The sequence below is a fragment of the Dietzia sp. 2505 genome (assembly GCF_040546785.1).
Classification (GTDB): Bacteria; Actinomycetota; Actinomycetes; order Mycobacteriales; family Mycobacteriaceae; genus Dietzia.
Genome location: NZ_JBEPON010000011.1, coordinates 23,425 through 46,174, shown reverse-complemented (window position 1 = coordinate 46,174; position 22,750 = coordinate 23,425). Strand labels below are relative to the sequence as shown.

25 protein-coding genes are annotated in these 22,750 nt (G+C 65.0%); 13 read left to right on the top strand and 12 right to left on the bottom strand.

The genetic code is table 11. From position 1 onward, the window contains the following. Positions 1 to 39: 39 nt before the first annotated feature. From ABIE38_RS17545 to ABIE38_RS17535, 3 genes are all read right to left on the bottom strand, one after another. Positions 40 to 1,650 (bottom strand): GMC oxidoreductase, encoded by a 1,611-nt coding sequence (locus ABIE38_RS17545; RefSeq protein ID WP_354058472.1) that lies wholly within the window; start codon positions 1,648 to 1,650, stop codon positions 40 to 42. A gap of 162 nt (positions 1,651 to 1,812) precedes the next feature. Beyond that, positions 1,813 to 2,700 (bottom strand): dihydrodipicolinate synthase family protein, encoded by an 888-nt coding sequence (locus ABIE38_RS17540; RefSeq protein WP_354058470.1) that lies wholly within the window; start codon positions 2,698 to 2,700, stop codon positions 1,813 to 1,815. A 9-nt stretch (positions 2,701 to 2,709) separates the two neighbouring features. Continuing rightward, positions 2,710 to 3,102 (bottom strand): winged helix-turn-helix transcriptional regulator, encoded by a 393-nt coding sequence (locus ABIE38_RS17535; RefSeq protein WP_354058469.1) that lies wholly within the window; start codon positions 3,100 to 3,102, stop codon positions 2,710 to 2,712. 124 nt (positions 3,103 to 3,226) lie between these two features. Here ABIE38_RS17535 and ABIE38_RS17530 point away from each other — a divergent pair, with 124 nt between their 5' ends. Beyond that, complete coding sequence (locus ABIE38_RS17530; protein ID WP_354058467.1) at positions 3,227 to 4,081, top strand: SDR family oxidoreductase; 855 nt, start codon at positions 3,227 to 3,229, stop codon at positions 4,079 to 4,081. Positions 4,082 to 4,242: 161 nt separating this feature from the next. Here the strand turns inward: ABIE38_RS17530 and ABIE38_RS17525 are convergent, their stop codons facing one another. Together ABIE38_RS17525 and zapE are read right to left on the bottom strand one after the other, a co-directional pair. Beyond that, entirely contained in the window at positions 4,243 to 5,061 is an 819-nt protein-coding gene (locus tag ABIE38_RS17525) for a mycofactocin-coupled SDR family oxidoreductase (protein WP_354058466.1), read from the bottom strand. A gap of 204 nt (positions 5,062 to 5,265) precedes the next feature. Continuing rightward, on the bottom strand, positions 5,266 to 6,123 hold the full coding sequence (zapE, locus tag ABIE38_RS17520) for a cell division protein ZapE (RefSeq protein WP_354058600.1): 858 nt from the start codon (positions 6,121 to 6,123) through the stop codon (positions 5,266 to 5,268). A 124-nt stretch (positions 6,124 to 6,247) separates the two neighbouring features. Between zapE and ABIE38_RS17515 the strand changes: the two genes are divergently transcribed. The 3 genes from ABIE38_RS17515 to ABIE38_RS17505 all read left to right on the top strand — a co-directional run bounded on the left by ABIE38_RS17515 (position 6,248) and on the right by ABIE38_RS17505 (position 7,901). Next, positions 6,248 to 6,751 carry a TetR/AcrR family transcriptional regulator gene (locus tag ABIE38_RS17515; protein ID WP_182615392.1) on the top strand — a complete coding sequence of 168 codons (504 nt, stop codon included), beginning with the start codon at positions 6,248 to 6,250 and terminating at the stop codon, positions 6,749 to 6,751. After that, entirely contained in the window at positions 6,748 to 7,371 is a 624-nt protein-coding gene (locus ABIE38_RS17510) for a class I SAM-dependent methyltransferase (RefSeq protein WP_182615390.1), read from the top strand. The genes ABIE38_RS17515 and ABIE38_RS17510 overlap by 4 nt, the downstream gene beginning before the upstream one ends. Before the next feature lie 95 nt (positions 7,372 to 7,466). Then, complete coding sequence (locus ABIE38_RS17505; protein WP_354058465.1) at positions 7,467 to 7,901, top strand: DUF6653 family protein; 435 nt, start codon at positions 7,467 to 7,469, stop codon at positions 7,899 to 7,901. Between the two features lie 30 nt (positions 7,902 to 7,931). On the opposite strand, the gene ABIE38_RS17500 is transcribed toward ABIE38_RS17505, so the two are convergent. Beyond that, complete coding sequence (locus tag ABIE38_RS17500; RefSeq protein ID WP_182615387.1) at positions 7,932 to 8,261, bottom strand: hypothetical protein; 330 nt, start codon at positions 8,259 to 8,261, stop codon at positions 7,932 to 7,934. Then, the gene (locus tag ABIE38_RS17495) at positions 8,254 to 8,424 is read right to left on the bottom strand and encodes a hypothetical protein (protein WP_182615385.1); all 171 of its coding nucleotides are present in this window, start codon (positions 8,422 to 8,424) and stop codon (positions 8,254 to 8,256) included. Before ABIE38_RS17495 ends, ABIE38_RS17500 begins: the two co-directional genes overlap by 8 nt. A 353-nt stretch (positions 8,425 to 8,777) precedes the next feature. Between ABIE38_RS17495 and ABIE38_RS17490 the strand changes: the two genes are divergently transcribed. From ABIE38_RS17490 to ABIE38_RS17480, 3 genes are all read left to right on the top strand, one after another. Next, positions 8,778 to 10,385, top strand: a complete 1,608-nt coding sequence (locus tag ABIE38_RS17490; protein ID WP_354058463.1) for an immunity protein CdiI family protein — start codon at positions 8,778 to 8,780, stop codon at positions 10,383 to 10,385. 633 nt (positions 10,386 to 11,018) lie between these two features. Next, the gene (locus ABIE38_RS17485; RefSeq protein ID WP_182618189.1) at positions 11,019 to 11,441 is read left to right on the top strand and encodes a hypothetical protein; all 423 of its coding nucleotides are present in this window, start codon (positions 11,019 to 11,021) and stop codon (positions 11,439 to 11,441) included. Between the two features lie 248 nt (positions 11,442 to 11,689). Then, positions 11,690 to 12,034 (top strand): hypothetical protein, encoded by a 345-nt coding sequence (locus ABIE38_RS17480; protein ID WP_182618188.1) that lies wholly within the window; start codon positions 11,690 to 11,692, stop codon positions 12,032 to 12,034. A 32-nt stretch (positions 12,035 to 12,066) separates the two neighbouring features. Here the strand turns inward: ABIE38_RS17480 and ABIE38_RS17475 are convergent, their stop codons facing one another. The 4 genes from ABIE38_RS17475 to ABIE38_RS17460 all read right to left on the bottom strand — a co-directional run bounded on the left by ABIE38_RS17475 (position 12,067) and on the right by ABIE38_RS17460 (position 14,879). Further along, the gene (locus ABIE38_RS17475) at positions 12,067 to 12,426 is read right to left on the bottom strand and encodes an immunity protein CdiI family protein (protein ID WP_354058461.1); all 360 of its coding nucleotides are present in this window, start codon (positions 12,424 to 12,426) and stop codon (positions 12,067 to 12,069) included. A gap of 139 nt (positions 12,427 to 12,565) precedes the next feature. Further along, complete coding sequence (locus ABIE38_RS17470) at positions 12,566 to 12,982, bottom strand: hypothetical protein (RefSeq protein WP_354058459.1); 417 nt, start codon at positions 12,980 to 12,982, stop codon at positions 12,566 to 12,568. Positions 12,983 to 13,155: 173 nt separating this feature from the next. Beyond that, on the bottom strand, positions 13,156 to 13,713 hold the full coding sequence (locus tag ABIE38_RS17465; protein ID WP_182618123.1) for a CAP domain-containing protein: 558 nt from the start codon (positions 13,711 to 13,713) through the stop codon (positions 13,156 to 13,158). A 923-nt stretch (positions 13,714 to 14,636) separates the two neighbouring features. After that, positions 14,637 to 14,879 carry a hypothetical protein gene (locus ABIE38_RS17460; protein WP_182611127.1) on the bottom strand — a complete coding sequence of 81 codons (243 nt, stop codon included), beginning with the start codon at positions 14,877 to 14,879 and terminating at the stop codon, positions 14,637 to 14,639. Between the two features lie 34 nt (positions 14,880 to 14,913). Between ABIE38_RS17460 and ABIE38_RS17455 the strand changes: the two genes are divergently transcribed. From ABIE38_RS17455 to ABIE38_RS17430, 6 genes are all read left to right on the top strand, one after another. Further along, positions 14,914 to 15,150, top strand: coding sequence for a hypothetical protein (locus ABIE38_RS17455; RefSeq protein WP_182611126.1), 237 nt, complete (start codon positions 14,914 to 14,916; stop codon positions 15,148 to 15,150). Between the two features lie 211 nt (positions 15,151 to 15,361). Beyond that, the gene (locus tag ABIE38_RS17450) at positions 15,362 to 16,447 is read left to right on the top strand and encodes a hypothetical protein (protein WP_354058456.1); all 1,086 of its coding nucleotides are present in this window, start codon (positions 15,362 to 15,364) and stop codon (positions 16,445 to 16,447) included. A 312-nt stretch (positions 16,448 to 16,759) separates the two neighbouring features. Continuing rightward, positions 16,760 to 17,686, top strand: a complete 927-nt coding sequence (locus ABIE38_RS17445) for an undecaprenyl-diphosphate phosphatase (RefSeq protein ID WP_182611124.1) — start codon at positions 16,760 to 16,762, stop codon at positions 17,684 to 17,686. Positions 17,687 to 17,756: 70 nt separating this feature from the next. Beyond that, a complete protein-coding gene (locus ABIE38_RS17440; RefSeq protein ID WP_354058454.1) occupies positions 17,757 to 18,068 on the top strand; it encodes a cation transporter dimerization domain-containing protein in 312 nt (103 codons plus the stop codon). A gap of 470 nt (positions 18,069 to 18,538) precedes the next feature. Next, positions 18,539 to 19,903, top strand: coding sequence for a magnesium transporter (mgtE, locus tag ABIE38_RS17435; RefSeq protein WP_354058452.1), 1,365 nt, complete (start codon positions 18,539 to 18,541; stop codon positions 19,901 to 19,903). Positions 19,904 to 19,909: 6 nt separating this feature from the next. Beyond that, a complete protein-coding gene (locus ABIE38_RS17430) occupies positions 19,910 to 20,641 on the top strand; it encodes an MgtC/SapB family protein (RefSeq protein WP_354058450.1) in 732 nt (243 codons plus the stop codon). Between the two features lie 1,228 nt (positions 20,642 to 21,869). Here ABIE38_RS17430 and ABIE38_RS17425 read toward each other — a convergent pair. Further along, positions 21,870 to 22,724 (bottom strand): aldo/keto reductase, encoded by an 855-nt coding sequence (locus ABIE38_RS17425; protein ID WP_354058448.1) that lies wholly within the window; start codon positions 22,722 to 22,724, stop codon positions 21,870 to 21,872. Positions 22,725 to 22,750 lie beyond the last annotated feature (26 nt).

Sequence of the window (22,750 nt, the reverse complement as noted above, 5' to 3'; positions counted from 1 at the left end):
GTGTGTCGACGCACGGGGATCCTCCGCCGGGATCGGTGGCTAGAAGACGTGGCCGACGTCGTGTCTGACGATCCTGTCGAGGGCGCGCTCGGCGATCGCCGCGATGGTGAGCGACGGGTTGCAGGCGGCCGTGGTGCCCGGGATGAGGGCGCCGTCGATCACGTACAGACCCCGTTGGCCCGCGACCCGGCCGTCCAGGTCGCAGACCTGGTTCATGGCGGCCCCGCCCAGGGCGTGCCAGGTGGAGTTGACGACCTCGTTGGTGTCGGTGAGGTGACCGGTCTCCCCGGCGATCGTGCGTGCGGTTCGCGCGATGTGCTGATGGACGATGTGGCCGTCGCCGCCGGCGGGCCACTGGATGACCCCTCGATCCTGGGACGGGTCGTAGACGATCCGACCGCGGTCGGCGCTCACCCCGTAACCCACGAGCATGGTGCTGTGGAGGGGCACCCTGACGGAGGTCAGCGAGGCCTGGATGACGGTGTGAGCCGAGGCCGGGTCATCCCAGTTGAGGCTTCCGTAGACCACGGGACCTCCCTGCTCGGCGGGGAAGCCGGCGGTGGGATCGGTCCAGACGTATATCCGGTCGGCGTTGGTGCCCCACCCCTCGCCGATCGCGTCGGGCAGGTCGGTCACCTCACCGTTCGCCTGGGCCCGGCCGAGGAGGGTGGTGGTGTTGACGGATCCGGCGGCGAGGATCAGCGCCGGTGCGCGCAGGGTGAGCGTCCTGAGGAGGTTCCCGCCGACGTCGAGCACATGCACGTCGAGTTCCCAGGAACCGTCCGGTGCGCGGCGCATCGCGCGGACATCGTGTAGCGGCCGGACGTCGACCAGCCCGGTCGCCTCCGCCTGGGCGAGATAGGTGACGTCGACGGAGTTCTTACCTCCGTTGTTGACTCCCAGTGAGCTGTCACCATTGGTGAACGACGGCCTCATCTCACCCCGCAGTTCGGCCAGGGCGTAGTTCCAGTCGATCGGCATGGGGATCTTGCTCAGTGGAAGTCCGTTGTCCCGGGCCCGCCGGGCGAAGTACCGGGAGGCCGCGTACTGGGGTGACTCGATGAGCGCGTCAGGCGCCTCGGCGAGCCGGAGCATGCGGGCGACGCGGGGGAAGTACTCCCGGTCCATCTCGCGCCAGTCGATCGCGCTGGGGAACCAGTCGGAGAAGAGCTCCTCTGTGGGCTGGAGTGACATGCCCTGATAGATCAGTGATCCACCGCCCACTCCCGTGGGCAGGACCGCCGTCATGTTGTCGCCCACCGAGGCCTCGAGAAGCCCGGTGTAGCGGGGCAGCTCGACCGGACGACCGAACACCTCCGCGGCGCCGCGGAACCACACCGCGCGCTCGTCGGGTGAGGTCGCACTGGGGAACGTATCGGAGTTCGGACCGGCCGGCCAGCGCCGTCCCCGTTCGAGGACCACGACGGGCACTCCTGCCTGGGCCAGTCGCAGAGCGGAGACTCCGCCACCGAACCCGCTGCCCACCACCAGGACACGGTGCTCCTCCACCTGGTGGGGAATTCGGCCCGTGGCAGGCGACGATTCCGAGCGGTCATCCGCCCATGCCGTCGCGGAGTGCGCGGTGGCGGCCGCTGCGATGCCGGCCGCGGCCACCGAACCCAGAAATCCCCGGCGTGAGAGTGAGTGCATTGAATCCTCGAGTCCTCGTCGGCAGTGACGCGCGCCACTCGCCCCGGGTGAAACTAGACACCTGACCTCAACCTGTCAAGAAGTTCCACATAGCGCGATGACCTCCCGAGGCTCCCGTGCGAGTGCTGGACTATCGGGCGGACGGAATCATCGTCGTCGTCGTCACCAGGCCGCGGTGAGACGTGGCAGCAACGCCCGGAGCTCGGCTACCGCGGCATCGGCGAGCGGACGCACGGGACGGCGCACCGCGACCGTGTCCGTCAGGCCGAGGAGGACCGCGAGGTGGGCGGCCACCCGGTAGCTGCCGTACCGGGCGATCAGGTCCCACAGCGGGGTGAGCCGAGCCGCGATCGCATCGACTTGCGCCCTGTCACCGCGCCGGGCCGCACGCGTCAGAGCCACCGCGGGCTCGGGCAGCGTGCCGCCGACGACGGAATACCAGACGTCAGCGCCCCCGAGCAGCGCGTCACCGGCGAACGCGTCGCCGCTGACCCCCAGGGTCACGTCATCGGGAACTGCCTGCCGGAGGACGCCCAGGCGATCGGTGAACGCCGGCACCGGGGCGCCGGGCAGCTTGATGGATCTCACCTGCGGGAGCGCGGCGATGCGCTCGTGCATCGAATCGGTGAAGGCGACGTGCGTCGTGCCGGGGTTGTCGTAGACGCAGATCGGCACCGAGGACCGCGCGGCGACGTCCTCGAAGAACCCGACCACTTCCTCGTCCGTCAGCGGCTGATAGGTCATCACCGAGACCAAGAGGCCGCAGGCTCCCGCCGCCTGCGCGGCATCGACGTTGCGGAGCACGTCGGACAAGGTCAGTGCCCCGACCCCGATGATCACCGGCACCTCGCCCGCGGCCGACACGGCCGCCCGCGCTACCTGCGCCCGTTCTGCCGTGGAGAGATACGGGTACGACCCGGTGGATCCGAGCGCCCCGATCGAATCGACGCCCGCCCCCACGAGCCGCTCGACAATCCGGGACACCCTGCCGGAGTCCACGCCGCCATCGCTCAGAGGAGTAACCGGGAACGCGCTCATGCCAGTGAACATGGCTCCACGCTAATCAGCGAGGCGAGTGGCCGCGGACGCCGAACCGAGTTCTCTGTTCGAGACGAAGATCATCAGGTCAAGGAGGCGCTCGGTGAGCTCGACGCCGTCCGGAGTCAGCGAGTATTCGACGTGCGGCGGCACGACCGGCCTCGCATCTCGGTGCACGTATCCGTCTGCTTCGAGGGTGCGGAGGGTCTGGGACAGCATCTTGTCCGTGATACCGGAGGCCCGGTGGCGCAGCTCATTCCACCGCAGCGGCTCGCCGTCGGAGAGCGCCGCCAGCAGCAACGGCGCCCACCTGCTGGTGACCCGGCTCAGCGCCTCACGGGTCGGGCAGTTCTCGGTGTAGATGCCCTCGCCGAAGGCTGCGGCCAGCCGGAGCGACGTGTCACTAACTTTCATACCAGTACCTTACTTCAAGGTGGGTACGCGCGATCGGAAACAGTTAGGCGCAACCGATGGTTAGTAGTCGTGTCAGACAGTTGACGTCCATCGGTCGACAGACCCAGTACCCAGGAGATAACTCGTGACCTACCTCGTGACCGGCGCCGCCGGACACCTCGGAGCCCTCGCCATCGAGTCGTTGCTCGACCGGGGCGTCGCTCCCGGCGACATCGTCGCCACCGCCCGCGACACCGACCGACTGAGCGCCGTCGCGGCACGTGGCGTGGTGACCCGCCGCCTCGACTACGACGACGTGCCGTCCGTGGACGCCGCGCTGGACGGTGTCGACCGACTGCTGTTGGTCTCGTCCAACGAGATCGGCCGGCGGGCCGCTCAGCATCGCACCGTGATCGAGGCCGCAGCCCGTCACGGTGTCGAGTTGGTCGCCTACACCAGCGTTCTCCACGCGGACTCCGCCTCGCTGGGGCTCGCCCCTGAGCACCTGCAGACAGAGCAGACCCTCGCAGAGGTGGGGATCCCGCATGTTCTTCTGCGCAACGGCTGGTACCTCGAGAACTACACCGAACAGATCCCCAGCCACGTGGCGCACGGTGTGCTCGGTGCGGCCGGATCGGGCCAGATCAGCGGCGCCACCCGCGCCGACTACGCCGAGGCCGCCGCGGCCGCTCTGATCGCCGACGACAGCGCCGGCACGACCTACGAGCTGGCCGGCGACACGAGCTTCACGATGGCCGAGTACGCCGCCACCCTGTCCGAGCTGGCCGGCCAGCCCGTGTCCTACACCGACCTGCCCCACTCCGAGTACGCGGCGGCCCTGGTCGATGCCGGACTGCCGGCCCCCGTCGTCGAGACACTCGCCGACATCGACCGGGCCGTCGCCGCTGGTGAGCTCCACGACGACTCCCGCTCCTTGAGCGCCCTCATCGGCCGTCCCACGACGACGCTCTCCGAGGCTGTCCGGGCCGCGCTGGCCTGAGCCGCCGCCCCCGCGGCCCGGGCCATCTGACCTCCAGCCGGCCCGGGCCCCGGCGGCGGACGAGGAGTGCTGCTGCCGAGCGGCGTCACTCGTTGCTTCGATCGCGGATGAAAACGGTGGCGTCTACTATCTTCGCGACGACCTCAGCGGCTCGGGCAGCGTCAGAAGTACTGCGAGCCGCCGTCGATGCTGATGTGCTCGGCGGTGATGAACTTCGACTCGTCCGAGGCGAGGAATGCCACCACGTTCGAGATCTCCTCCGGCTCGGCATAGGCCTGCTCGAGGAACGTCGAACCCATCAGGTTCAGCGGCGGATTAGTCTCGCCCACGGCTTCGAGCTGGCTCACCATGTCGCCGCCGCCCATCGGAGTCGCCACCCCACCTGGGTGGATGCTGTTGACCCGCACGTTCTTGGGCCCGAGCTCCGCGGCGAAGGCGCGTGTCATGCCCACCAGGGCGTGCTTGGAGGTGGTGTAGTGCACCATGAACGGCTGCATCTTCTTGCCCGCGTACGAGCTGGTGACGATGATCGACCCGCCGCCCGCGGCGATCACGTGACGCGCGGTGGCCATGACGGTGTTCCACACGCCGGTGGTGTTGATGTCGAGGGTCGCGCCGAAGGTCTCCGGGGTGATCGAGTCCCACGCTTGCGGGATACAGATGCCCGCGTTGGCCACCACCACATCCAGGCGGCCGAGTTCAGCCACGCCGTCGTCGACAATCTTCTTCATCCCGTCAAGATCGCGCACATCACCGACCGACAGCAGCGCCCGGCGCCCCTGCTCCTCGACGAGACGGCGCGTCTCCTCCAGGTCCTGCTCGGTGGCCTCGTCATATGGGATCGCGTCGATGATCGGTCCCGCGATGTCCAGGCCGATGATGTCGGCACCCTCGGAGGCAAGGCGAACCGCGTGCGTCCTGCCCTGGCCCCGAGCCACTCCTGTGATGAATGCGACCTTGCCCTCGAGCCGTCCCGTCATGATCAGTCTCCTTAAGCCGGTGTACCCCTACGGTATTCGGAATGCTGTGCGCTGGTGACGATTCGCCGCGCTGGCGCTGTCCAGCTCTTCCGGAAACCCCTGGGGGTAGGGCTTGGGCACAGCAACGTCCTTCCAGGCCGGCCCCCGAGGGCAAGCCAGATCAAAAGTCACCTACTCGTGCATCAGCCCCGTACGAGCGCGATGTCAGCGTTGAGAGACGCTCAGGCTGCGCAGACGGCTGACGGTTCTGGCGACATCTAGCGGTGGAAACGCCGAGGCTGCCAGGCGGTCGGGCGCTCCCGGGGAGTGAATGGTCAACGGAACATCAAGGTCGTACGCGACGTCAACGAGGTTGGCCAGGCGCTGCCCGGGTTCGCGTCCGATACGCGCAGGATGTGGAACGTCGTGGATGACGAGGTGGCTTCCGTCAGCGAGGAGGGTCAGATAGTCACTGGTCGACCACGGGCACTCACATAGCGCGGCGAACGTCGTCACTATCGCTTGCGTTTCCCTCGGCTGTGGCAGGACAGGCAGGCTTCGGTTTCCCAGCATGAGTGAGGAGGCCGCTTCCTCGTGCGACATGGGCGGTAGCCATCTCCCCGCGGTGAAGCCGTGCTCGCTGCTGGTGGCGGCGATGCGATGGTCGATGCCCTCATCGAGATCTATCACCGCGAACCTGGACCGGATGAGATCGATGACAGGTTCGGCCGCAGCATGCAGGAGAGGATTTGGCAGGAGCTCATCGGGTACATAATTCGACGTAGCTACCACTCGTACCCGATGGGAAGACCACCAGGTCAGCGCGCGATGTAGGTAGATCGCATCGGCGACATCGTGAACGTGGAACTCGTCGAAGAACACTGCACTAGCCGGACCTGTCAGCGCTCGTACCGTTGTGTCCAGGTCGCGCCCGTGTCTGGGCAGCTCAGCATGGACCGCGCGGAAGAACTCTGCGCAGTGCCACCGCACCGACGTGGGCGCTGCGCCGTGGACTAAGTCGAGCACTGTCGTCTTGCCGCTACCAGGGGGCCCGTAGACATAGACGTCGCCGCGGCCGCCCATCGAATCCATCACCGCGTGCTGGCGTGCGGTGAGCCCGATGGCGCCAGCCGACTGGCTCCTCGCCCGAGATCTCCACATTTCCGAGACTCTAGCTTCCTAGAGGCTCCGGCGGTAGGCTGAGCTCGTGCCCGAGCGACCATCCCGACGAGACCAGATCTGTCGGGCAGCTATCGCACTGGCCGCTCGAGGCGGAAGCCATGCCCTCACCCACCAGGCCATCGACGCAGAGCTCGGCATAGCCAAAGGATCGACCTCGTACTACTACCGCACCCGCGCGGCCCTCATCGCGGGCGTGTCCGAGTTCCTCGCTGCGCAGTCGCGAGCGGTGTTCCACGACCTCGTGGCGCGTCACGCAGGAGAGAGCCCAGACACCGTGATCGACGCCTACCTCGCCGACCTCGCCGCCACCCGGCGAGACCACGTTCGCGCGCGCCTCGCCCTGATCCTGGACGCCGATTGCGGAGCGGACCAGCGCGCTGGGCTCGCCACGTGCCTCTTCTCCCTCGACGAAGCAGAGAGGCTTCTGCGCTCGCACGCGCACTCGCACCCTGAAGTCGGCGCATCCGAGCTCCTTGACCGCCTCGAAGGCCACATTCTGCGCACCCTGATACTCGCCGGCACCGCATGACCAGGGAGTCACGCACACCACCCGAGGCGGACACGGTGCATTCCGCCTACTCCGCCCGCGCGCACGAGTACATCGACCGTCTCGGCCACATCGACGCGACGGCACCCCAGGACCAGGCGCTGGTCGCCCGCTGGGCTCGCGACTGCACGGGTCGCGTCGTCGACGTCGGTTGCGGTCCCGGCCACTGGACGGCGTACCTCACCGACGCTGGGGTCACGGCCGAAGGAATCGACCCGGTGCCAGAGTTCGTAGACCACGCACAGCGCACCTACCCGCAGGTGCAGTTCCGTCAGGGAGCATTTGACGATCTGGGCGACCTACCGTACCCCTTGGGCGGAGTCTTCTCCTGGTACTCACTGATCCACCTCGACCCCGGCGACGTGCCCGAGGCACTGGCGACGGTGCGTGCGTCGCTAGCGCCGGAAGGTCGCCTTCTCCTCGCGTTCTTCGACGGAGACATGGTCGAGGAGTTTCCCCATGCTGTGGCGCCTGCGTTCTACTGGCCCCTGACCACGATGATCGACACCGTTCACCGTGCAGGGTTCACAGTCACCCATCGGGAACATCGACACGATCCCGGGCATCGGCCCCACGCCGCGCTACTCGCCCACCGAGACTAGGAGCCCGACGGTGTGCCAGGTCTCGCCGTCGCCCAACCGGATCAGAGTCGTGAATTTGGCAGCCGTCGCGGCGGCAGAGGTGCAAGGCTGACCTCGTGGCTTCCGAGGACAACTCCTACGCTCGCATGTTCCGGCGGCACGCTCATCCGGTCAGTGCATGGTCGAGGCTCCTGAGCGCACCGCTATTGCTGGTGCCCCCGTGGACTCGCCACTGGTGGTGGTACGTGCCCATCGGCGCCTGGTTCGCGCTCAACCCGGTGATGACTCCGCCGGCTCACAACACGTCGTCGTTCGCGACACGTGCAATCCTGGGCGAGGAGTCCTGGACTCGGGACCCCACGTCCGAGCCGATGATCCTCGCCCTGACTGGCATGGCCAGTACATCGCTCCTGTGCGCCATTGTGGCCAGCTATAAGCGCGAGAAGACCGGCGCAGTCGCATGCACCGGGATCTTCGTGACGCTCACGTTATGGCAGTGGCGACTGTGGGCGGACCGATTCACGCGCGAAACACGCCGGACGGCCCACTGATCCAGTCGCTGTCCGGGTGAGTGCCCCGGCTTACCCCGGCTCGTGCTGATTCACTCGGGCGAGCACCTTGGCGAAACCTGCCAGGTACTCCCTGCTGCGTCGCGCGCCCTGCTGTTCCACGAGCTCGTTGGCAAGCACCTTCGACACCGAAGCTGAGTCGACGGCAAGGTACTCGAGCGCCACAGCCGCGGCGACGGCCTGCCCTTCGTAGAAGGCCAGGTCGGGGAAGACCACCTCCAAGGCTCGCGACAGCTCGCCGGCAGCGCGCTCCTCGAACATCGTGGTCACGGACGCCCGGTACTGCTCGAAATGGTCCTGTGCCTCTTCGAGATCCCGTCGCAGGACAGATGGGTCATGCATCGGCGTGCCGTTCGGTGGCCTCGTAACCCGCGTCCGCGAAGGACATGGCCTCGTCGTGGTCACCGAGGGGGAACGACAAACCGGCCAGATCGGCGCAAGCATCGGTGCCGGCGATATTCGCGAGCGCGCCGGTCGCGTCGTCGACGACCATCTCCAAGTTCACAATGTCACTCTAAGCCCCGTTGAGTGACAATGCCCGGGCCACCATCTCACTCACACGGCGCCAGACTAAACAGCGCTCCCCCACCGTCGCCGGGACGAGTCCGGTACCTGTGCATCGGCCCCATCCACCGCGGCGGTCTGGCCTGTGCGCGTCTTTGTCTCCCGCAGGTCAAGGGTGAAAAGAACTCCTACTGCGGACCAGGTGACAGATTTATGCGAACGGGAGCGCCAGCGGACCCTGTCAAAGCAGCCGCTAAGCAATAGCGGCCTCTGGGCGGCCGACTCTGTATCCGCGACCCCTGACGTTCTTGCACGTAGGTTGAACCAGCGGGCCAAAGGAGCGAGGGAGGGGCCGTGGAAGATGACCCGGAGTCCATCTACGGATCGGGCGGTTATAAGCGAGTGATCCGATTCTTCCCTGACTACGGCCGACAGCACCCGTTGTGGGAGAGCGGGACCGACAAATACGGTATGGATCCGGAGGACTACGGACTCTCGGAATCGCTGGCCCAACGACTAGCTGAGTGGATGAAGCACTGGGAGTCAAATGTCATCCCTGAGACCGGATGGAAGTCTGCTGAGGCGGCCGCGGAATCCGAACGTGTCGGAGATGCACTGGTCGCCGATCTCCGTGTCGAAGTGTCCGGCTTCGCCGAAGTTCGCGACGAACGACGGCGAGCCGACTCGTCCGTGGACTCGGATCACATGATCTCAGTGTTCGTCTCCAGAGCCGTCTTCGTGGACGGTTCACTCCCGCCGCTCGAAGTGGGTGATGTCATCAATCTCTCCCTCCTCTTCGAGTCAGACGTCGCCCACTCCAATGCCGGAGTTGAAACCTACCGCGTCACTGTGCGCCCGGAGTACCGCAGGACGCCGGTCCTCGATCGCGAGAATTTCTTGCAGTGGCCGTTCCAGGTCGCCGGCGACGGCTGGACTGCACGATGGCTCCACCACGAACCTTTCGCCGGGCGAGTCCACTTGGCCGGGCGCCTGACCCTTGACTTCGTCCGAGCTCTCCCCGGACACCCCGACACCACTACGGGGAGGGTTCGGCGACTGCAGCTAGTCGAGGAGCGGTACGAAAGCACTGCAAGTGGGCGGGATCGCGTACCGGGCACCGAGCGGGTCAGCGAACTGAATCACGAATCGGACCACTACTGGCCCAACTGGAAGAATCTCCCCGTCACCGAGCCGTTTAGTCCCACCGGCATGCTCGTGGACCTCGATCTCGACGACGTCCCGGTCGCGCCTGGCAGCTTCGATGCTGGGGCGATAGCCGTTTGTGGGTCCGACGTGTGGGTGATGGACAGGACCAACCCCGTCCTCATCCACATCGACACCGCGCCCAGGCCGCGCCGCGTCACCGAGTATCTCTTGCCGCTGGCAATCGAACCTCCCACCACGATGTGGACGCGCAGAGTTCACGCTGACCGGGATGGTTGCTGGATTACCGTTGGTGACGAAGTAGTTCGCTGCAGTCGAGATGGCCCGGCCGAGTTGACCCTGCAACGTGTCTCGACCGATGGCGGCGACGACACCGTCGAGCTCGACAGCCGCCTCTTCGTACTCACCTACCCGGGACTGGCGACCCAGCTGTCCGATCGATACGGCGCGCTTCGAGGTGCCGGCCCTGACAGCGTCCACGCTCGCGAAGTGGTCGGAGATGAGCTGATTCCGGTCACCGACGTGCCCACAATCGCGCGAGCGCGAGCACGAGCCAGCGACGAGCGAGCCAACATCGCCAGCACTCCAGAAGGCGGCACCACATGGACCGCCGCGGGACGCGTCACCGTCGAGCATGCCGGCGGGCCGAGTCACACTATCGACCTGCACCCGCGGTCTCGGGGCCGAGTGCGCTGGATTCACCCTGACGCACGTTCCGGCCTTCGCGTCGATGAAATCTCCATCGGATCCAGCGATCAGCCCACAGGAAAGCTACCCATCGCGAGTAGCGAGCGTTGAACGCTTGTGGCTCTGTGCATCGCGGCGGCGGTGCTTTCTCGCCGTTCGAGCGACAGCTGCGAGGGTTTCCGTGGTTCTGGGTGGTGTTCCCGTTCACATGCCTAGCGGCGGGAGTCATGATCTTGGGTTTCTTGCCGGACTCAACGCCATCGCCTGGCAGCGGTCCGAATCGCTATGTGCAGGGCGACGGAGCGCCGGTCGACTACTTCACAGTTCTGAACTGGTTGAACGCAGTCTCGGCCGCGAGTGTTACTACCGGTGCGGTCCTGGCGGTCTGGGCCTGGCGGAAGCGTCGCATGTAGTCGTGGGTGGCTAACACGATCGGCTTCTCGCCGCGGCCCTGTGGATCAGGAAGTGCCATGCGTGTCGCCCGAGGTCGCCATGGGCGCTTAGTCATCGCTCCTGCCCTCCCCATCGAGGGGCGCTCTCTGACCTCGGCGAGGACAGCGCTGCCGAGAACGCAATAACGCGGAAGTTGATACTGGCGCGACGCCGAAAACCGGAACACAGTCGCTTCTACTCTTTGTTTTTTCTCGCCCGGAGCCGCCCTGGACGTAAAACACCAGTTCGCGCCTTCCCAAAACGTAGGCAAAAGGCTCTCCAGTTGCGCCCCATTGCACTAGCGTAAGTCGCATGAGGCTTCTCGATCTAACCTGGAGTTGGCGAGCCTTTGCAGTTCCAGTGTTCTTTGCGGGGGCCTATGGAGCTTATATCGCTGGGCATTTTTCTGCACCTGACGTGATATCGATGCTTATCGGAGCGATACTCGGGATAGTGGTTTCCTTTCCTTTCGCGTTGGTTTTGGGATTCTTGGCCGTGATGTCCGGACAAGTGGTGATCGCGATCGCCAGGAGATGCTCAAGACGAGTCAGAACGCAGTATTGGAGGATTGCGTTCAGCGCAGCTACATGCGTAACGATTGCGGTAGCATCTGCGACCGGTGCAGTAATCGCAAAGGTGACGGGCGATGGCTTTATCTCCGTAGGCGTGATCGGGATTATCGCTTTCGTCAGCGCCTACCTCTACTTCCCGGAAGATGAGTTCGGCAAGATTTGAGCCGTTTGGCAGAAGAATGCTGGGATAACTGAGACTAGGCTGGATTCCCAGAGGCGAGCGGCGTTTCCGCCACGGCAAACGCCCCCGCCATTCCCTTTGAGGGCGTTAGAGAATCGCCCACACGCGACCGTGTCCATCAGCGGACGAGTTCCAGATTGCCAGTCGAAGATTCATCGGCGTCTTCTCTCTTCGCTGAAGTCTTCGGCGAAAGGCGATGGCAGCACAGTTGGGGGGGTTACCTTCGGGTGATGGAGAAAGCGTCGGGCCGGAACGCCTGGATCAGTGCAGGGTTCGCGGTTGTCACGGCGCCGGTAGCGGCGGGTGTGATGGCTCTGGTGTGGAAGTTCCCGATTGCTCTTGTCGGTATCGGCGGCGGTGACGTTAACTCTGTCTACGCTGCTGCATTGACAATGGTCGCCTTCATGACACTGTTCTCGTTCTTCATCGGATTTTTCGTGATCGGCCTGGCGGGGGCCGGTGCGGGCGTTCTGGTGAGACATGGCCCCACCCTGGACGCAGTGACCACCGGTGTCGCCGTCGGCGTTGTGGCTGCACTGGTGGTCGGGTTCGCAGGGGCGTTCTTTGGCAATTGAGCGCGGGCGCCCTTGTTGAGCGCCGCGAAGTGTCAGCCTAGATGCGGATACTCAGCGTAGTGATGAAACCTCGTCTCGATCGAGTATTCAGGCAGTTCGAGTGCCAGCATTTCGGCGATCACTTCTCCGTCTCTCATCCAAGCCTGCACATCGATTTCTCCGGCCCATCCGTACTGGACCGGATCGAAGCTGACCGTGAAATGTTCAATGAACACGTCATTCCATTCTCGAAGGGCTTGCGTGAGCTCGGCGCTTAGTCCAAATTTCTGTGGAACGAGTCCACCAGATTGCACGTAGTCGGCCGAAAACTTAGGTGTGGATGACCAAAGTCCCCACCGGGGGCCGATATCCGGCATGAGTTTTAGTCGCTTGCCCTGCAGCTCGATGTTCATGTGGGCAGTCTCCTTTTGTGACTCGTGAGGCGAGGTCGGCGTCGTCCTGAGGGCCGAGGCGCGCTGTGGTTCGGCGGAGGCTCACGGAGGACTTTGACCAGCTCTCGAAACGGGAATGGGTCGCAACGATGCATGCGCCTTACGGCGCCGGCGTTCGTTGCCCTCTCGATGCGGCGTATTCGGCGAACGCGGCGACGATTCCGGTCACAGTCACCACAAAGGTGACGACAAGTAGAACCATCGCCGCGACCGAGCCTGCCGGCCCGATCGAGTTGATGAGGTTGAAACTCAGCGAGTCCACAAGGCCAAGTCCCCATCCGATCGGGCCGCACACGATGAGGGCCGCTGTCACCCGAGAGAGTCCGGGCTCGGTTCCGCGGGTGGCGCCCCACACGCCGACGGCGGCGAAAATCACGATTAGGACGCCGCCGCCGATGAGGAAGTCGAGATCACCGAAAGGGCCGTACTGGAACTCAGCGGGAGGTGGAGGAGACCCGATCATGTCCACAATCGACACGATCGACACCAGCACGAGGAGAGCCGCCGCGGCGAGCATGACCACCGCGGTAGGGCGGCCGGTGCGCCGCAGCCACGGCCGGGATGCCTCATCGTTGGTGCTCATTCGGTCAACGTATCGATTCAGCGTCGCCTAGCTCGCAGCAAGCGCCCGTCGTGAGGGTCCTCTCGTGGGTGTGGCGCAGTCTCCCGCTGTGAGGCTCGGGCCACCGACTACCTCTCCGATACCGGAGTAGCAAAGTGCTGGACATAGAGATGCGCCTCTGGGAGGCCCTGGTACGCAGCCGTCCGCACGCAGACGCCCACCCTGGTGAAGTCCGGGTTGACGATGTTCTCCCTGTGACCGGGACTCTGCATCCAGCTGTCGACCGGATCGGGTCCGCCCGCGGTTGAGTAAAAGAGGTTCTCTGCAGCCGTGGAATAGTCGACGCCAGCCTCGCGGATAAACATGAACGGATCGCCACTGCCATCAGGCGCATGGTGCCCCCAGTAGTCCCTCGCGATCATGTCGTCCGCTTTCGCGCAGGCGCTTTCTCGGAGCTTCTCGCTGGCATCCAGAGTCGGAATGCCGTTCTCGCCCCGCTTCACGTTCGTCTGCTCTTCCACCGGCGACGGATCTGCCGGGGGTTCGACTTCAGCCTGACTCCACGAGTCAACCGACGGGAGTTCCCGGTTCACCGCAGCGTCCCACTCTGCACAGCCGCTCCCCAACATCGAGGCCACCAGAAGTGGCGATGCGGCCGCGACCCTCGAGACTGTCCGATTGCTCATCCTGATCACCCGGTCCGAATGTACCGACGGTGGCCAATGCACGACGACCTGGTCGAGCGAGTCCTCACCGCGAACGCCCCAGGGGATCAGAGTAGATACCGGAGAGAGGGCGTCGTCAGGGTCAGGAAAACAGCCAGCCAGACGGCGGACCCGGCGAGTTCCCGTCGCGATGTGTCGGGGTGGATCCACGGGACTCGCAACGTCTGTAAGAACGCCAACCCGCCGAAGCAGCGTAGACCGTGGTGGCGGCGACCCAACCCCAGGTGGTCGCCGCTGCCACCGGCAGTAGCCCCCGGGCCGCGACCACTACGAACCACACGACCAGGAACGGACAGGAGGAGTCTTCGTCGGTCCGTGTTGCGGGTGCCGGCTGTGATTCCGCCTGATCGGCGAAGTCGGAGGCGAACAGCCCATCTGGCTGCTCGAGCATCTACCACCGGGCTTCGTAGCCCTTCGGGGTCCGCAAACTACCGACCAACATCACGGCTCCGGGATCGAATGCACGGGACCGCAGGCCCCCAAGTGCCCAGAAGCGGTCCTCGGTGTCAGCGGTCCTCGGCGTTGGCGGTCCGCTCCGGTACCGAGTCGGGGGCAGTCCATGCCATCAGGGCGGCCACGCGCCGCTCCAACGCCGCGATCCGCTCCCGGCTCAGCCATAACCTGAAGTTGCAATCATTACGCACATCTTGCAATTGCGTTGTAGTGCGAACATTTAGCTGGTGTCGCGGTAGAGCGGTTCACGCCTGCGCGGGGTCGCGGCGTATCGTAGGTGGAGCACAGAATTTGCGGATGCTGTGAATCCAGGTGCACTCGTTTGGGTTTTGGGATCTGGCGCTTTGCTGCGATTTTGCAGAACTCCGATCAGAATGGATTTCCCCTGTGAGCCTCGAGTTTCCTCCGCGCCTGTTCCGTGACCCCGCTGTTCAGATCGCCATCGCTCTCGGTGCCGCTGCGATGGGTGCGGGCTTGGCCATCGGCCCCTCCGGTTCTCTCGGGCCGGGAGGAGGCAGCACCCTGCCGACTACAACGACCATGACCGCGCCCCCGACGACGACCGCACCGACGACACCGACGACGACCACGTCCACAACCACGGCGACGACTGTCCCGACGATTCCGACAACTTCGACCACTCCCGTGAACCCGGCAAGCAACTTCACGGTCACGGCGACTGGCACCCCCGGAGTAGTCGTATTGAAGGTGACCGGCATCGCGCCGGATACGTCACTTGTAGAGCTCAACTACGGGGGCGAAAGCGTTGGCTACGTGTACACAGAGGAAGGCCCTTACGCGTTCTCCAGCTACGGGTCCTTTGGTATCACGACTCCGACGGTAGAGGTCGAGATCGTCTACATAAGTTGCACCAGGAACTGGGAAGAATGCGACCCTGACGATGGGCAGAACTTCCCTGTCACGGTTGGGGTCGATTACAACTAGCGACGATTCTGCGCGTGCATCCAAAGTAGGCATTTCTAAAGGAACTGGCGCGTCTCGGGCGACTAACACACCACACCCAGGCATCAGAGTTTCATTCCGCCCGAACCATCGTGCACGACGTCGGCTCTGCTTCCGAGGCCCCGGTCGTCAGCTCGGCGGTCGGGATCGCCCCCGGTAAGCCGGAGTTCGACTACAACTCGACACTCATCGCGTGCTGCTGTTCGTCGAATCGCGCCGCCAAGTGGCCGAGGTCCTCACCCGATCCTCTCAGGTAATGCGTGTGTCGCCGGATGGATCCTTCCATGGGCTGCGTGAGTCGCACCTGTGCCGTGCGGCGTGTCGGGTACCCGCGGACCCGGGCCCATTCGATCGCCGCTATGTCGCGCTCCACCCGGTCATCGATTATCGGCCCTACATCTCCGCATCCCCTGACGTGTTCCCCCCTGGCCATCCGGGATACAACCAGGGCGTCGCGGCTGACCTGCAGATCCCGCAGGTGCTGCGGGATGAGATCGAAGACTGGATCGGCCAGTTCAAGGCATACTTCCATCACCTCGGTGACAGGCCGGTTGATCAGCCCGTGTGGTCGGACGGATTCGACGAGATGGCCTGGCTCGACCGCGGCCACGCACTGGCCGAGCGCCTCGGGGATCAGTACCCGGAGCACTTCGTGTTCTGCTGCGCGGAGAAGTACGTGGTGTGCGAGCTCGCTGCGGATCAGCTGGATTACGTGTGCGCCCTGACCGGGCAGATCACGCGCGAAGATGGCTGGCGGATGCCCGGCAATGAACCCGATCCGGATGTGCCGGCCGAGCTCAAGCTCATGCTGGAGTACGGGGTCGAGTGGGGCCTTTGGGACGGGTGGCTGCCGTACCACCAGCCCCCTCGGCTCCGCGCGGGCCCGGGTCCCGGGGGTTTTGCGACCCCGCGCAGCCTCGGTCTTACCTCGCAGCTGGAGGACCGACTCCGACGCTGGAACGAGGACTGGCACCGCGGCTTCCTCGACTACGGGCTAGATGGAAATGGGACCAGCGCCGATCTCGGCCTGCCGAATGGAGGTCTCGCCCTGCCGGAATGGGCCGACGATGTGGACCCGGCGGCCTGGTATCGCGAGGGCCACGCGATCGCCTCAAGCCTTGCCGATCAGCTCCCGGGCGTGAAGGTGCGACTCAGGGCGATACGATACGTGTGCGCTCCACGCTTGCTCGACCTCACGCAGATCTTCGGCGACGAGGAGTTCTTCACACCGCCAGCGAGACGGTTTCCCGAGACTCCAGAAACCACTATCGGCCAATGAAGCCGCCGCGCGCCAGGGCCGGCACCCGTAGTTGCGCAGAACTGCTGCTTGTTGGGACGAACGCGAGGCCCGCGCGTTGTCCAATCGGCCTTGTCTGTGTTTCCCCGAGAGGCTTTCGGAAGCTGAAGCAGAGCACCAGGGCACGAGCAGCGAGCGGAGACCTTCGCCTAGGTGTGGTCCCCAGTCCGTCTCTGTTCCTCACTGGTACCCACTGATCGATACGGTATGAGTCATGCCTGATCTTCCGCCCGGTCCCGAAAAAGCGCCGACTGAGGCCAGGGTGGCCGGTACGGCGGCGGAGCACCGCGCTCGATGAGCCTGTGGGAATCGGTCCTCCTGGGAGCGATCCAGGGACTCTTCATGTTCATCCCGGTGAGCTCCTCCAGCCACCTGGTGCTGATGCAGCAATGGCTGGCGGCCGAAGGGTCGCCCCTGCCAGCGCCGGACACCCCAGAGATGATCCTGTTTAACCTGGTGGTACACCTCGGCACGATGGTGTCCGTCGTCGTCGTGATGTGGCGACCGCTGAAGCAGCTGATCAAAGGCATCCGGCGCGACCTCGGGCACTGGCGACGGAGGCGCACGCTGCGCCATCTGATCCACCTGCGGCTCGCGCTGCTGGGCCTGCTGACCACGGCCATCACCGGGGTCCTGGGCCTGCTCATCCGTGCATACGGCACCGACGTCTTCACCACCCCGTGGGCTGTGGCACTGATGCTGATGATCACCGGCGCGGTGCTCTGGTGGTCGGACTCGGTCAAGACCACCTGGCGCGGCGCCACGCAGATGACGGTGCTGGTCGCCGTCGTGATCGGTCTGGCCCAGGCGGCGGCGCTCTTTCCAGGTCTGAGCCGGTCAGGGCTGACCATCGCCGCGGCGCTGGCGCTGGGCATGCACCGGCCGCTGGCAGCGCAGTTCAGCTTTTTCGTCGCCATTCCCACGATCGTTGCCGCCACCGGGCTGCAGTCGCTGAGCCTGCTCGATCCCGCCAGCTTCGAGGGTGGGCTGTTCCTGGGCTGGCAGGACTACGCGCTGGGATTCGTGGTGGCCGCCGTCGTCGGTGCGGGAGCGCTGTGGATGGTGCTGCGACTGCTCTACCGGGGGCATTTCCGGGTCTTCGCGGTCTACGTGGTGGGACTGGCGCTGTTCGTACTGATCAACCAGCCAGACCTCAGTGAGGCCCCACCGGTGGATCAACTACCGCTGGACCAGGACCAACTGGCCCTTCACCAACGATGAGTTTCGGTTTCGTGATCCCCACGCTGAACTGCCACCGCGCTGAAGACCACGAGCATGGCTCAGCGCGGCCATGCCAGCTGGGGACATGGAGCGGTTCTCCACTGCTCAGACGAAGTTCTCCGCAGTTCACGGCGTATTTTTCGCCCCTGCCCGGACCGTGGAGACTGGCCGCCACCGCCATATCTATCTCGTCATGGGCGTGCCCGGGTCCTGGGCTGTCTCTACTGCTCATGAACTCGCCGACAGACTTGAGGACCAGGTCGAAGGAGTGTTCCCTGGCAGAGACACTCATCCATGTCGAGCCGGAGGATCCACTCGGCTTCTACTGACCCCACAATGTGGATGCTCACGACGAGCAGACGTACACGGTCTTGTGGTGTGAAAGAGGTGTGTTAAGGTTCCCGGCGAAAAAGGTCGAAGCCGTGCCTGGTCACGCAGTGACACCGTTCTCGTTGCGCGTCAACACTGCGGCTGTTGCGGCTTCGCTGGAGCGAGAGGGGGTGGGGTTTCGTGAGTGACGTGCCGAGTCCGAGTCCGAGCGGCGAAAGCCGCCGCCCCCGCCCCGCCGCCATCCTCCCTCTCTAGAGGCAACCTGTCTGTAGAGGCACCCTGTCTTCGGGCAGTTCTGACTGTGCCTTCGTAGAGACCGGCACCTGAGGCGGTCCGTCTGCAATCGCCGGTTTCGGCGATGCTGCCCCCGTCTCCGTGCGTCCGCGCGAGCGTGCCACCTACCGCCAGATCCCCACCAGAGTTCATCACCTGTTGATCGTTTCCCCGTGCGCATGTGCCGCACGGGGCGTTTCCGTGCGCTACGACTATGCGCGGCTCACGCTTTCCAAGGAGTGTCTTCCCATGTACAACAACGACCTCGTCCGGCTCGTCCGGGACAACGCCACCGACCAGGCCCGCACCTGGGTGCGCGGCAACCATGCAGTCCGTGTTGCAGAGGAACTCGCCCGGATGGATCCGTCTGATCGGGCGGTGGCGTTCCGTCTGCTCGACAAGGACAAGGCCATGAGCGTGTTCGAGCTACTCGATGCTGAGCACCAGCGCACTCTGATCGACGGATTGCGGGACGAGCGGGTTCACGAGTTGTTCGCTGCGATGTCCCCTGCTGATCGGGTGCGCCTGCTGGACGAAGTTCCGGCAAAGGTCGCCACGAGGCTCCAGCACGGGCTCAGCGATACCGAGCGGGAGGCGACTGCGGAGTTGCTCGGCTACTGGCCCCGCACCGCGGGCAGGGTGATGATCCCGGCGGCCGTGACCCTGGCCCCAGGGCAGACCCGGGAGCAGGCCTTGGACAGGCTCGGCGGGCTCGGCGGCCGGTCCGAGGACTATTCGCTGCTGCCCGTGACCGACGATGAGCGCAGGTTGGTGGGGGTGGTGTGGCTCAGTGACATCGTCACCAGCGAGGCCGGAACTCGGGTCGAGGCGATCATGTCGACGGAGAAGTACAGCGTGGCCGCCGGCGACGACCAGGAATCTGCTGCGCGCCTGCTCCAGGAGGCGGATCTCCTGGCGCTTCCGGTGGTCGATGCCGAACAGCGGGTGATCGGCATGATCCCCGTCGACATGGCCATGGAGGTACTCGAGGAGGAGGTCACTCGTGATGCCCTGCGTGCCGGCGGCGCTGAGCCGCTGGGCGTGTCGTACCTGTCGGCCACGGTGTTCCGCCTGGCGCGCACCCGGGCGGTGTGGCTTCTGGCGTTGATCCTCGCAGCGGTCATGACCGTCAATGTCCTGGAGTACTTCGAGGACACCCTGGCCACAGTGGTGACCCTGGCCTTGTTCATCCCGCTGTTGGTCGACACCGGAGGAAACGCCGGCTCGCAGGCTGCGAGTGCGATGATCCGAGCCCTGGCGGTCAACGAGGTACGGGTGTCGGACCTGCCACGCGTGCTCTGGCGCGAGGCGCGGGTCGGACTGCTCCTCGGACTGCTTCTGGCTGCCGTGGGCTTCCCCGTGGCGTCGTTCTTCTACGGCGTCGACATCGGGATCATCATCTCGCTGACGTTGGTGCTGATCTGCCTGTGGGCCTCAGCCGTGGGGGGAGTTCTCCCGCTGATCGCGCACAAGCTCCGGATCGACCCTGCGGTGTTCTCCGCGCCGGTGGTCACCACGCTCGTCGATGCCACCGGCCTGATCATCTACTTCGTGATCGCCTCGTTCGTGCTGTCCGATCAGCTCGACGTGGTCACTGCCCTGGCAGGAGGGTGAGCAGCCATGTTCTTCGTCTCCGACGATCAACTCATCATGGAGACCGTCATCCGGGTGTCTGCAGCATTCCTCGGCGGGTCCCTCATCGGCCTCGAACGCCAATGGCGGGCCCGTTCCGCCGGCCTGCGGACGAACACGCTGGTGTGCGTCGGCGCATGTCTGTTCGTGTTGCTCAGTTCTCTGACTCCCGATGACGCCTCACCCAGCCGTGTCGCAGCTCAGGTGGTCTCGGGGGTCGGCTTCCTGGGCGCCGGGGTCATCATCAAGGAAGGGGGCAGCCTGCGAGGGATCAATACTGCGGCCACGCTATGGGGTTCCGCTGCTATCGGGTGCCTGTGTGGCGGTGGGATGTACATCCCCGCCCTCGCTGGAATCATCGCCATCATCCTGGGCAACGCGCTCCTGCGCCCCATCGCACGGCGGGTCGAGCGCACCGTTCCCGACAACCAGACCGAGAACGAACCGGTCGACTACGAATTCACCGTCGTCTGCCAGGACCCGGACGAAGCGCACATCCGCGCACTGCTCGTCCAGGCCATGCTTGCCGAAGGCTTTCACCTGCAAGGCGTGGACTCGGAGAACATCGCCGCCACCGACCGGGTCCAGGTCCGGGCACTGTTGACCACCCGCAAGCGCGACGACGCGGTTTTCGAAGCCGCAGTCAGTCGCCTCAGCATGGAACAGGCGGTCACCTCCGTACGGTGGCGGGTCCGCCCACATGATCAAGCAGACTTGTAGGCTGCCGCACCGTGTGGAAGACCCGGACGCCGACACAGCAAGAGGAAAGGTTTTGACGATCAGACCAGCAGGTCCCGAACCCTCGTCCTCAGTCGGAGTGTCAATCCGTGTTTCAGCCGGCGTCTGACAACGGACTTCACTGGGTGGCTACTACCCACTCTCGCGGGACGCCACAGCCAGCGCTGTCGCACTGTCGCACTGACGCACTGACGCACTGACAAAGTGCTTGGGAACAGACAAGCACCTACTGCCGCGCGAGGCGAAAGTTGGGATTTTTACCAGCGCAATCACTCGCGTTGGGAGCGATTCGGCGGTCGAGTTTGGGACTCGGCCTGCCAGGCAAGGCTTACCTCTTCACTTTCAACTACTCTCACTTTCTTGAACTATTTCCCACGCTGCCCCTATTAAGACGTGTCTAGGTCGACGGTGGGGCGCGTCAGCTCAGGGGCGGGCGGGACCTGCCCTTGGTTGCCCCAGGAGCCGCCAGCACAAGCGATGATGTACCTGTTGACCTGGCGCGGCTTCATCTCAATTGTGCGGGCTTTGCGGCGCTTGACCACCAAGACCCACCCAGCCGGAGTGCGGCCGGCAACCGGGTTCATCTTGCTACCTGGCTGGCTGTTGCGGTTAATCGCGACCTCCACGCGCTTGCGGCTGCGCGAGGTGCCCATGGGTTAAACCCGGGGCTGGGAATGTGCTCGAACGTGGGCCACGAGCCCCATAGCTCGCCGTCGGACAGCGCAGGTTCGGCAGGCGCGATGGCAGCAGCAGGTGCTGGCGAGGCTGGCGACATCGGGGACTTGGCCGATACTTTCGGGGCCACTGCCCGGGTGTTTTTGCCGGCGGCACGAGCCTTCGGGCTGGGCGGCGGTTCGGTAGGGAAGATGAGGGTGGGCCCGACGAGGGCGGCCATCGTGGCGACCAATCCGCGGTGCAGCCGCAGGTATGCGTCGCGGTTCAGCCTGCCCTTCTTGAACGGGTGGGGCGCTACTGCCGGGATGACGATCCCGTCAGGGGTCAGGCCTGACCGCTTCCAGCTGTCTCGGGCATTGTCGCCCATCAGCAGGACCACTCGCAGTCCGGTCGCCTCCGCCTGGGCGAGGTAGGTGACGTCGACGGAATGCTTGCCCCCGTTGTTGACCCCCAGAGAGCTGTCACCATTGGACGTCAGGTTGGAACCTGAAGACGCAAGACCAACGGATTGCTAATCTAATTTGCTTCCTGGTAACTAAGAGAAGGATACCCGGCGCGTGAATGCCTCGACCGCCGCAAAGATTTCTGGGGAAAGGGGTCGCTGGGCCTCGAGGTTCTGGAGTGCCTGCTGCCGGTTGCGCGCCCCTGGGATCGGAACGACATCAGCGCCCAGAGACACGAGCCACCCCAGAGCTAGCGCGACCATTGTCAGGCCGGACCCCGCAGAAAGGGCCGCTAGCGCTTCGGCGCGCTTAATGCGGGCCGGCTCGCGCATCTCCGCGATGTGAGCACGGGCATCACCAATGCCATAGTTCCCGGTTTGCGACGGCGCTGCGAGACCCCGTCCAAGGGGGCTGTACGCGAGGAGCGTGGAGCCAACCTCTCGGACTGCAGCGATCAGGTGGTCGGTGTCGCCTGGAGCGATAACGGAGAGCGGCGCTTCGACGAAAGCTAGCTTATCGACTGCGGCTGCCCTGCGGATCGTCTCCACGTCTGAGGATGAAATCCCTATCTGAGCGATTAGTCCTCGGTCCCGTAGGTCCGCCAACGCGCCAATAGACTCCTCGACCGGAACCTGTGGGTCGATCCGGTGCAGGATTACGACATCGATCGTTTCGACCTCGAGGCGGCGGCGGGAGGCAGCGCAGGCGTGGGCCAGATACTCGGGTCTCCCACATGGCACGCGGTGGCCTGGATAACCCGTTAGCCCGCACTTAGTAACTACCAGCGGCCGATCACGGCGGCCAGCTAGTGCTCGCGCTATGAGCTCCTCTCCGCCTGGGTAGGCGTCGGAGGTGTCGAGGAGGGCGACTTCATGATCGAGCGCGTGCCGCAATACGTCGCGCGCGTCTGTCGGGGCCATATAACCGTAACCACCGGTCAGCGTCATCGTGCCAAGGCCAGGACGGTACGCGG

Coding starts and splice junctions, on each gene's coding strand:
- ABIE38_RS17545 (WP_354058472.1), bottom strand. CDS start 1,650: ATGCACTCACTCTCACGCCGGGGATTTCTGGGTTCGGTGGCCGCGGCC.
- ABIE38_RS17540 (WP_354058470.1), bottom strand. CDS start 2,700: ATGTTCACTGGCATGAGCGCGTTCCCGGTTACTCCTCTGAGCGATGGC.
- ABIE38_RS17535 (WP_354058469.1), bottom strand. CDS start 3,102: ATGAAAGTTAGTGACACGTCGCTCCGGCTGGCCGCAGCCTTCGGCGAG.
- ABIE38_RS17525 (WP_354058466.1), bottom strand. CDS start 5,061: ATGACGGGACGGCTCGAGGGCAAGGTCGCATTCATCACAGGAGTGGCT.
- zapE (WP_354058600.1), bottom strand. CDS start 6,123: ATGGGCGGCCGCGGCGACGTCTATGTCTACGGGCCCCCTGGTAGCGGC.
- ABIE38_RS17510 (WP_182615390.1), top strand. CDS start 6,748: ATGACCAGGGAGTCACGCACACCACCCGAGGCGGACACGGTGCATTCC.
- ABIE38_RS17500 (WP_182615387.1), bottom strand. CDS start 8,261: ATGCATGACCCATCTGTCCTGCGACGGGATCTCGAAGAGGCACAGGAC.
- ABIE38_RS17485 (WP_182618189.1), top strand. CDS start 11,019: ATGAGGCTTCTCGATCTAACCTGGAGTTGGCGAGCCTTTGCAGTTCCA.
- ABIE38_RS17480 (WP_182618188.1), top strand. CDS start 11,690: ATGGAGAAAGCGTCGGGCCGGAACGCCTGGATCAGTGCAGGGTTCGCG.
- ABIE38_RS17475 (WP_354058461.1), bottom strand. CDS start 12,426: ATGAACATCGAGCTGCAGGGCAAGCGACTAAAACTCATGCCGGATATC.
- ABIE38_RS17470 (WP_354058459.1), bottom strand. CDS start 12,982: ATGCTCGCCGCGGCGGCTCTCCTCGTGCTGGTGTCGATCGTGTCGATT.
- ABIE38_RS17465 (WP_182618123.1), bottom strand. CDS start 13,713: ATGAGCAATCGGACAGTCTCGAGGGTCGCGGCCGCATCGCCACTTCTG.
- ABIE38_RS17445 (WP_182611124.1), top strand. CDS start 16,760: ATGAGCCTGTGGGAATCGGTCCTCCTGGGAGCGATCCAGGGACTCTTC.
- ABIE38_RS17440 (WP_354058454.1), top strand. CDS start 17,757: ATGCCAGCTGGGGACATGGAGCGGTTCTCCACTGCTCAGACGAAGTTC.
- mgtE (WP_354058452.1), top strand. CDS start 18,539: ATGTACAACAACGACCTCGTCCGGCTCGTCCGGGACAACGCCACCGAC.
- ABIE38_RS17430 (WP_354058450.1), top strand. CDS start 19,910: ATGTTCTTCGTCTCCGACGATCAACTCATCATGGAGACCGTCATCCGG.
- ABIE38_RS17425 (WP_354058448.1), bottom strand. CDS start 22,724: ATGACGCTGACCGGTGGTTACGGTTATATGGCCCCGACAGACGCGCGC.